The sequence below is a fragment of the Nocardia crassostreae genome, from assembly GCF_001613405.1.
GTDB lineage: Bacteria > Actinomycetota > Actinomycetes > Mycobacteriales > Mycobacteriaceae > Nocardia > Nocardia crassostreae.
In genome coordinates this window covers 316,903-325,187 of record NZ_BDCH01000029.1, presented here as the reverse complement: position 1 = coordinate 325,187, position 8,285 = coordinate 316,903, and the positions used below count along the sequence as shown (strand labels likewise).

The following is an 8,285-nucleotide window of genomic DNA, read 5'->3' as shown; positions in this document are numbered from 1 at the left end:
ATCGGTGCCGGAATCAATCCAAGCGGGTCCTGCGTGAGAAATCGCCCGGTGCGAGGGTCGTAGACTCGATGAAAGTTGTAGTGGAGATCTGTTTCCGGGTCATGGATCTGCCCAGGGAATCGGAGAAGCGAATGACAGCTACCACTCCATGACATCGAGCCCCACAAGCAGGTGGTAGCTCTGCCGACCGTTTCGACGGCAATCGGATCTACGAGTTCTATCGGCGTTCCGATCAAATCCGTGAGGACCGCACAGAGAGAATGCCCGACAGTGGCATCGTCGGTCGTCTGCGCGAGAGGACTGTTGGTTAGAGGTTCGTAGTGCCAGCGAGTAGTGGCTCCGCGGGTGGTCTGCTCGGTGAGAGTCGTACTGTCCCACATGTACTCGATACGGCTGAGGAGTGCACCGCCGGGAGCGAGGTGTTGCTTGGAGCTGCGGCGACCCAACGCGTCGTAGGTGTAGTGCCACCACTGGCTATCAGGCGTCCAGACATCTGTGAGTTGGTCGAGGCTGTTGTAGTGGTAGTGCCAGATGTCGGCTTTGCGAGACAAGCGGGTGATGGCTTTGCGGATCAGGCGGCCGGATTGGTCGTAGTGATAGCGGGTGCGACCGTCCCGGATCAGAAGGTTGTGTCGGTACTCGCGGTGGGGGCTCTTGTCGGAAGGATCTGTTGCTTCATCGAACTCGGCTACAGAACCAACTGACATAGCAACGGTCGATTCGATGCCGGGGGTGCGACTGCTGGTTATGTTGCTGAGGGCGTCGTAGGTATAGCTCTCGGCGACGACGCCGTCATTGTCGAGTCTGGTGACACGGCCGAGTGGATCCAGGTCATAGGCGCGATAGCGGGTTGAGGCGTCATGGTGCCGTGTGGTGTGAGTGGTGATATATCCGTCTGGGCGCCATGTGTATTCGTCCGCGCGGAGTTGCCGGGGGCCGGAGCTGCCACTCGAGCCGAGACCAAGGTTGAGGAGGCGGACTGGATGGGCGGTTTCCTCTTGGCGTACAAGACGACCGACTGGATCGTGGGCGTGGTTGACGGCGAGTTCGCCAAGTTGCCAGCGGGACAGGCGGCCTGCTGGATCGTAAGTGAAGTCGATGTCGTGGCCGTCGGCTGTGAGGGTGCTGGGGCGGCCGAGGTAGTCGTAGTGCCAGCGGGTTTGGGCGCCGGTGGGGGTGGTGCGGTGGGTGCGGCGGGCGTACTGGTCGTGGGTGAACAGCATGGGCTGTTGGGTGTCGAGTTGTTGGGACTCGAGGAGGCCTGTTGCGGAATAGGTGAATTGGAGGGTGTGGGTGGTGGTGTCGGCGGTGCCGTTGGCGGCTGAGAGGAGGCGGCCTGCGGTGTCGTGGGTGTAGTGGATCCAGTCGCCGGAGTCGGTGGTTATGGAGGTTAGGCGGCCGAGGGGGTTGGCGGGTTATGCCGGTGGCGGGGGTGATGGTGGTGGTGCGGCCCGCTTTGTCGTGGGTGTAGTGGGTGGTGGAGTCGTTGTAGTCGGTTTGGGAGGTTAGGCGGCCTGCGGGGTCGTAGTGGTAGTGCCAGGTTTGGCCGTTGGGGTTGTGGACTGCTGTCAGGCGGCGTTCGGTGTCCCAAGTGAAAGTTGTTGTGGCGCCTGAGGGGTCGGTGCGGGAGGTGAGGAGGTCGAAGGCGCCGTAGGTGTAGGTGGTCAGGCCGCCTGCGGGGTTGGTGTGGGTGAGGAGGTTGTCTTCGCCGTCGTAGGTCCAGGATTCGTGGGAACCATCAGCGGCGGTGCGGTGCAGGAGCTTTCCGCTACTGGACCAGGTGAACAGCGTCGTTGCACCCAGGGGGTCGGTGACTCGGATCGGGCGGCCGAAGCCGTCGCGGGTGATGGTGGTTTCGGCGCCCAAGGGGTCGACTATGCGGGTTGGTAATCCTGCTGGGTCGGTTTCGATTCGGGTGATTGCGCCGTTGGGTTCGGTGATTGTGGCGGTCGCGCCGGAGGGGTGGTGGGTGTATTCGGTGCGGACGCCGTGGGGGTCGGTGGCGGCGGTGAGGTTGCCGGAGTCGTCCCATTCTCGGTGGCGGACGGTGCCGTCGACGTCGGTGATGCGGGTGGGGCGGTGGCGGAAGAGGTAGTCGAGGGTGATAGTGGCGCCGTCGGGCCGGGTTATGGAGGCTACGTCGCCCAACTCGGTGTAGGTGTAGTGGGTGGTGGCGCCGTCGGGGGCAATGACCTTCAGGGGGTTGCGGTCGGTGTTGTAGTCGTAGTGGGTGCGGCCGCCGACGGGGTCCATGAGGTCGCGGAGGCGGAGGTCGGCGTCGAAACCGTAGGCGGTGGTGGCGCCGAGGGAGTTGATGTGGGTGGTGAGGGCGCCGGTGCCGTCGCCGAGTGGGAGGTAGTCCCATTCGCAGTCGAGGACGCCGGATGGGCCGCGCTGGCGGATGACTCGGCCGCGCTCATCGTAGGTGTTGCGCATGTGGTTGCCGTTGGAGTCGGTCCACGACAGCATGCGGTGCTCGGTGTCGTAGGCGTAGTGGGTCGTTCCACCGTTGCCATTTGTCACCGACGTCAATTGGCCTGCGTCATAGCCGAATTCGCGAACACGGACCACGGCTTCGCCATCCACCACATCCAGGGCGGCGACGCGGCCATGCGCGGTGGTGATGTGGACGCGGTAGCCGCCGGTATGAGTAATCTCGGTCGGAGCGCCATCGGCGTCGTAGTGGAAGCGGATACGGTTGGCGTGGTGGTCGGTGATGGCGGAGAGGGCATAATTGCCGAGTTGCACATCGAGACCGGCCCGCACGGGTTCGGGTGCGAAGTGCCAGATGAGTTCTCGGTCCGGGTCCCACAGGCGGTAGGCACCGGTTTCGCTGCGGGTCAACGTCCAGCGCAGCACGCCTTTCAGCGGCGTCATCGGCTGTTCGGGTTCGGAATGGGGATAGGCCAGCAGCACACCGTCCTCGGCGACGACGGTCACGCCCTTCTCCCCCACCACCACACGCATATCCAAGGTCGCCGACCACGAGGGGCCGAACCAGCGGCCGAAGCGATAGTTCGAGCGGTGGCGGCGCTTCAACACCAGCGCGAGGATGCCGGGCAGCGTGAGATCCGTTTCAGGAAGCAGGAATTCACCGGTCGCCATGTCGACCGGGTCGCCGCCCTCGTTGACGTCGTCGGCGGTCTGGTCGTTCTCCTGCTTCACATCGTCGGCGTCGGGCTCCCGATTCTCGGGTGAACCGTCGGAGTCCTCGTCCTGGTCGGACCGACCGTCGTTGTCGTCGTCGCCGTCGGAATCCTGGTCGCTGGAATCCCCGTCGCGGTCAGAGTCTCGACCGTGGTTGGAGTCGTTGGCGTCCTCGTCAGCTCCGTCGGTGTCCTCGTCCCTGTGGTCCGGGTCCTGGTTCGTAGAGCGCTCATTCTCGGAATTGTCGTGCTGGTTGCCGTCGGCGTCCGAGTCCTGGTGCGAGCGCGAGTCGATGTTCGAGTTATGGGCATCCGGATCAGGCGTGGGTCGCGCTCGCGGCTGTTCCGAATCCTCGTCGCCGCGGGGCTTGCCGTTGTCGGCCGAATCGTCGTCGTGACGCTGGGTGTTCTCGTCTCGCCGTTCGGTGTCGTCGTCACGGTGCCCAGAGTCGTCATCACGGTGATCGGTGTCGTCACGGTGATCGGTGTCGTCACGGTGATCGGTGTCGTCACGACGCGGGGTGTCCTCGTCACGGCGCGAAGTGTTCTGATCGCGATTGGTGTCAGGGTCGCGGACCGGGCTGCGCGGGTTGGCGGGATCGGTTGATCGTGGGCCTGGGGTCGTGTCCGGTCCGCGGGGAGCGGTGGGCGCGTTGGGCGATGCGGCGTTGCCGGGGTGCGCGACGCCTGGCGCGGCTGGATTCCGTTGGTCGGTGTCGGTCCGGATGGATCCCGTGTCGGCGGAGTCGTCCGGTCGATTCCGGGGGTCGGTGGAGTCGGCGGTGTCGACGTCCTTCGCCGAGGTCGAGTTGGTGTCGAGGCCGGGCGTCGTGTTGTCCGGGTTGTGCTGGGCAGGAGGTGAATCCGGGGCGCGCACCGGTTCCGGTGAGCCGTCGCGCGGGGTGTCCGCATCGGGATCCGGTGTGGTGTCGACCGGTGGGGAATCCGAGTCGGGCTGAGTGCCCGGGGCGTCGGTATCGGGGTGAGTGCCCGGGGCGCTCGTGTCGGGGTTGGACTCGGGCGTGTCCACAGGATCGCTGGCCGGGCGCTGGTCGGGCGCATCCGGGTCCTGGTTGCGAGGGGCACTCGGGTCGGTGTCGGGGCGATCGGCCGGAATGTCGAAGTCCGGTTGGCGGCCAGCGGGATTCGCATCCGGGTCCGGGGTGGTGTCGCGGGGGAGTTCGGGGGTCTCCGAGCGGGGTGGGATGTCGTCGTCGGGGCTGGTGTTCGGCTCGTTCGTCGGCGCCTCGGTGTCCGGGCGGGTGGGTGGGTGGCGGGTCGTCGTTGCGGGCGGGAGATTCGGGGTTGGTGTGCGGCGCTTCGCTGTTGTCCGGGGTGGCGTCGCGTGGTGAATTCTGGTGGCCCGGTGAGGTATCCAAGCCGCCGGTGTCGTCGGTGGTGTCCTGACGGGCGGGGACTTGTTCTCCGGTGTCTGGACGGGCAGCTGGGGATTCGGGGGCCTGGCCGTCGGGATGGGTGTCGGCATTGATCCCGGATTGCGGGTCGGGGTTCGGGTCGCGGGGCGCGCCAGCGCTCGGCTGGTCGCTTCGCGGATTGTTGGCGGGGGCGTCGTTGGCGTTGGGGGCGTTGGTGTTTCCAGGATCCGTGGCACCGCCGTGGGTGTTGCCGGGGTCGGGGGTGCCGCCGTGGGTGTTGGCGGGATTCGGGGTGCCGCCGTCGGGGAGGGCGTCGGTGGCGCGGTTGGTGCGGCGGGCTACGTCGCTGACTCGGTCGAGGCCCGAGAGGACGGGTTTCAGACCGCCTGCGCCGCCGGTGGCGGCGGTGACGAGGAGGTCGCCGGTGAGGGATCCGGCGAATTCGAAGGGGTTGGCGGCGGCTTCGTCGATCACGGCGTCTACGGCGGCGCCCGGGTCGGAGGCGGCTACGACCAGGCCGGTGCCGAGGTCGGACATAGCGCCGAGGTATTCGGCGGGGTGGGTCATGTTGTAGGTGTCGGTCGGGTTGACCGAGCGGATGAACTGGACCATGCCGGATAAGCCGGTCAGCAGGCCGGATTCGAAGGACAGCTTGGCGTGTTCGCCGATGGCGAGCAGGTCGGAGAAGTCGGCGCTCAGCTTGGTGGTGAAGGGTGGTTCTTCGGGGGCCTTGGCGGTGGCTTCGGTGATTTTGGCGCTGGCGTCGTTGGCGGCGTTGTCGCGGTCGACGCGGGCTTGGCGGAGGATTTGGCGGGCGTTGTCGCGGAGGGAGGTCCAGGTGTCGGCGAGCGGGCCGTGGGATTTCTGTTGGTCGCCGGTCAGGCCGTTCCACCAGTCCTTCTTGGCTTCTCCTCGGTGTAGGCGCGTTCCCATTCGGTGATGGCGTCGGCGGCGCGGGCTTGCGCGGTTTTGACGGCATTGGCCCAGGCATCGAGGATTCCGGCTGCGGCGGTGAAGGATTCGGCGGAGTCCCACTAGAGTTTGGGCTGCTGGTTGTAGACGGCGTTGAAGCCGTCGGCGCCGTCGCCCTCCCAGCCCGCGGCGTCGATGGTGCGCAGCGCGTCCCCGGTCTGGGAGATGGAGGTGGCCATATCGCGTAGCGTGGTGGCGGCCTCGGTAATGGCGGTCGGCTCGCCGCGGATCAGCTCTTTCGGGTCCTTGGTCTGGCCGAGTTGGCGTTCCTCCAGCTCGCCCCCGGCCGCGGAGACGATCTGGTCGCCGAGGTCGTCGAGACCTTCGGCGAGGGAGTCCATGCCCAGCTTCTGCGCCACCGACCCGGCCGCGTCCAGGGCGTCGTCGGCCAGCTCCCCAGCCTTCTCGACGCCCTTTTCCCAGCTGCGGTCGATGATGTCGACGAGATTGTCGAGTTCATCGAAAAGACCCACGGCTCAGCCCTGTTGGCCCTGCTGGCCGGACAGAATGGCGGCGGCCTGCTCCGCGCCATCGGTATTCCAGCCCGCGTCGGGCAGCCCGTCATCGGAGTTGAAGATGCTGACCGGATTGGTCACCGCACCCACATTCGCCAGCGCCTGCGGCCCGACCGTCTGCACCACCTCGAGATTGGTATTGATCTTCGCCACCGCTTGATCGAAGGACTGCTGGGAGTAATCGGGATTCATGAGCTGGTTGATCGGATTGTCGGCCAGCGTCTGATCCCAGGTCCGCTCCTTGATCTCCTCACTCGACAGATGCGGATTGCCCAGCAGATGGGTGTAGATCTGCTTGAACGTATCGGAGCTCTGCTGCTCCATCATGTAGTAGCGCCCCGCCGCCAACCCGAGCGTCTCCGCGATCGAATTCCCCGCCTGCACCAGATACCGCACACCCCGCGACCAGCGCTCGGTGAACTCCTCGAACCCGGACTGCACCACCGCTTTCCCCGCCTCCAGCGGCGACAAACTCAGCAGCGAGAACCCGCGCCCCGACGACGCGGTCTCCTTGAGCCCGATCTCCGACAACTCACTGATGACCCCGGCGATCCCCTGCGCCGCATTGATCAGCACTTCCGGTGACACGTTCAACTTCTCGGCCACGGTCTCACGCCCCCTGTTCCCGCACGATCGCTGCTTGCTGTTCGGTCAAGTTCGGCGGGAACGCCATAGGCGCCGACCCGGTGATATCCACCGCCACCCCGGTCGGATTCACGCACGCGGCCGCGAAATCAGCCAGCCGCCAACCACTGATGGTCTGGAACGGGTACTCCCGATCCGCGTCGAGTTCCTCCCGCCGCGACAACCATCCCGCGTACTCCGCCACGCTGGTGAAAGCGCAAACCCACTCCACACCACGATATTTCGACGTGCTGAGCCGCTCACCCTCCGCCAGCGGCACCAGCAGCACGGCTTCCCGGAACGCCTCCCGCAATGCCACCGGATTGCCGAAACCCGCGTAGAACGACTCGATCTCCGTACGCAGCACGGCGACGCCCGGGCCGAGATCGATCATGAACTGGATCCCCTGCACCCGTGCGACCGCCCCCAGGCCCGCGTTCCCCAGCAGCATAGCCCGCGGCGATAGCGGATGCCTGTCAGGGCTCGAGGGCGGCCGTTGCCGTCTCGATCACACACCCGTGCTGGATGTTTCGGGCTGGAGCGAAATTCGCGCGCTGTGCGATGCGGCCGGTGTTAATCTTCGACGGCCTCTCGGTTGGGTGGGGATTTTCAGCGTATGAAGGAAATACGGATGGTAGAACGCGACGGCCAGCGCGGAAAATGGAATGTTTCGCGAGGAATTTTCTGGCCGGCAGTAATTCTCGCCGTCGCGGCGCTCACCGGATGTCAGTCGTCGAGCAACGAATCCGCCGACAAGACCGCGGATCCGGAGAGCGCCATGAGCGCGGCGAATGCCGTCTCCAACGCCTGCGAACTGCTCGATCCTTCGGTATTGAACACCTGGGAGTCGACGCCGGGCAAGCGGGAGCATCGTGAGGAGAACATGCTGGGCAGGCGGCTGACCTGTGATGTGGAGAACGAGTCGACGACCACCGGACGCCTGGCCGCCATGCATTTGAGCGCGATCGTGCACAGCAATGCGGGTGAGGCGCTGTCGGGCTACGACAGCGGAATCCGTTTCGCCGAGGCCGACTCGGACAAGAGCGCCAGCGGGCCGATTTCCGGAGTCGGAGAACGCGCGTATTTCGTGTGGACGAAGCGGGATTTCAATTCTTCCGCAATGCTCAATACCGCATCCGAATATCAGCTGCTGGTGCGTGACGGGGCGATCGAGATCCAGCTCGTGCTGTTCGTGGCCGCGCCGGACATCGATCAGGAGCAGGCGGCGCGGGTCACGAAGCCGCAGGCGCTGCGCATCCTCGAAACACTGAAGGGATAGACACGAAATGCATCGCATATCGATGGCAGCGGCTGTATTCGCCTTGGGCGCAGGCATTCTCACCGGGTGCGGCGGCGGGGGCGGGGACGACGAGTCGGCGGCCGACGCCTACTGCAACGCCTACAAGGACCTGGGTGGCGGCAGCTACGTCCCGAACACCTACAACTCCGAGACGCTCCCCAAGATCCGTAAGGTCGCCGAGGTAGCGCCCGCCGAAATCCAGAAGGACTGGGTGCGATTCGGCGAGATCCAGGAGCAGCTCGTCGCCGACGCGGGCAAGCCCAACTTCAGCCCACCCGCCGATATGGCCGATGTCGCCGAGCGCATCGTCAACTTCACCGAGAAGACGTGCATGAAATAGCAGCCCCTCCGG

The 8,285-nt window shown here is 65.6% G+C and carries 7 protein-coding genes and 1 pseudogene; 3 read left to right on the top strand and 5 right to left on the bottom strand.

The genetic code is table 11. From position 1 onward, the window contains the following. Both NC4_RS41200 and NC4_RS29860 read right to left on the bottom strand, forming a co-directional pair. On the bottom strand, nucleotides 1-830 hold an 830-nt coding region (locus NC4_RS41200), incomplete at its 3' end, for an RHS repeat-associated core domain-containing protein (RefSeq protein WP_501193521.1). Between the two features lie 28 nt (nucleotides 831-858). Then, a complete protein-coding gene (locus NC4_RS29860; RefSeq protein WP_084529891.1) occupies nucleotides 859-4,632 on the bottom strand; it encodes a DUF6531 domain-containing protein in 3,774 nt (1,257 codons plus the stop codon). 160 nt (nucleotides 4,633-4,792) lie between these two features. On the opposite strand from NC4_RS29860, the gene NC4_RS29855 reads away from it, so the two are divergent. Further along, entirely contained in the window at nucleotides 4,793-5,143 is a 351-nt protein-coding gene (locus NC4_RS29855; protein ID WP_157555296.1) for a hypothetical protein, read from the top strand. A gap of 153 nt (nucleotides 5,144-5,296) precedes the next feature. On the opposite strand, the pseudogene NC4_RS44865 reads toward NC4_RS29855, so the two are convergent. The 3 genes and pseudogenes from NC4_RS44865 to NC4_RS29835 all read right to left on the bottom strand — a co-directional run. After that, nucleotides 5,297-5,967, bottom strand: a pseudogene (locus NC4_RS44865) (putative T7SS-secreted protein); the annotation flags it as partial. A gap of 3 nt (nucleotides 5,968-5,970) precedes the next feature. Continuing rightward, nucleotides 5,971-6,615 carry a hypothetical protein gene (locus NC4_RS29840; protein ID WP_067544747.1) on the bottom strand — a complete coding sequence of 215 codons (645 nt, stop codon included), beginning with the start codon at nucleotides 6,613-6,615 and terminating at the stop codon, nucleotides 5,971-5,973. Nucleotides 6,616-6,619: 4 nt separating this feature from the next. Further along, complete coding sequence (locus NC4_RS29835; RefSeq protein ID WP_245722007.1) at nucleotides 6,620-7,084, bottom strand: hypothetical protein; 465 nt, start codon at nucleotides 7,082-7,084, stop codon at nucleotides 6,620-6,622. A gap of 180 nt (nucleotides 7,085-7,264) precedes the next feature. On the opposite strand from NC4_RS29835, the gene NC4_RS29830 reads away from it, so the two are divergent. Next, nucleotides 7,265-7,912 carry a hypothetical protein gene (locus NC4_RS29830; protein WP_157555295.1) on the top strand — a complete coding sequence of 216 codons (648 nt, stop codon included), beginning with the start codon at nucleotides 7,265-7,267 and terminating at the stop codon, nucleotides 7,910-7,912. Nucleotides 7,913-7,934: 22 nt separating this feature from the next. Next, the gene (locus NC4_RS29825; protein WP_157555294.1) at nucleotides 7,935-8,273 is read left to right on the top strand and encodes a hypothetical protein; all 339 of its coding nucleotides are present in this window, start codon (nucleotides 7,935-7,937) and stop codon (nucleotides 8,271-8,273) included. Nucleotides 8,274-8,285: the final 12 nt, after the last annotated feature.

Bases quoted from the DNA above. Each gene is read 5' to 3' on its own strand.
- NC4_RS29860 (WP_084529891.1), bottom strand. From the start codon at position 4,632: ATGCCGACACCCATCCCGACGGCCAGGCCCCCGAATCCCCAGCTGCCC.
- NC4_RS29835 (WP_245722007.1), bottom strand. From the start codon at position 7,084: ATGCTGCTGGGGAACGCGGGCCTGGGGGCGGTCGCACGGGTGCAGGGG.
- NC4_RS29830 (WP_157555295.1), top strand. From the start codon at position 7,265: ATGGTAGAACGCGACGGCCAGCGCGGAAAATGGAATGTTTCGCGAGGA.
- NC4_RS29825 (WP_157555294.1), top strand. From the start codon at position 7,935: ATGGCAGCGGCTGTATTCGCCTTGGGCGCAGGCATTCTCACCGGGTGC.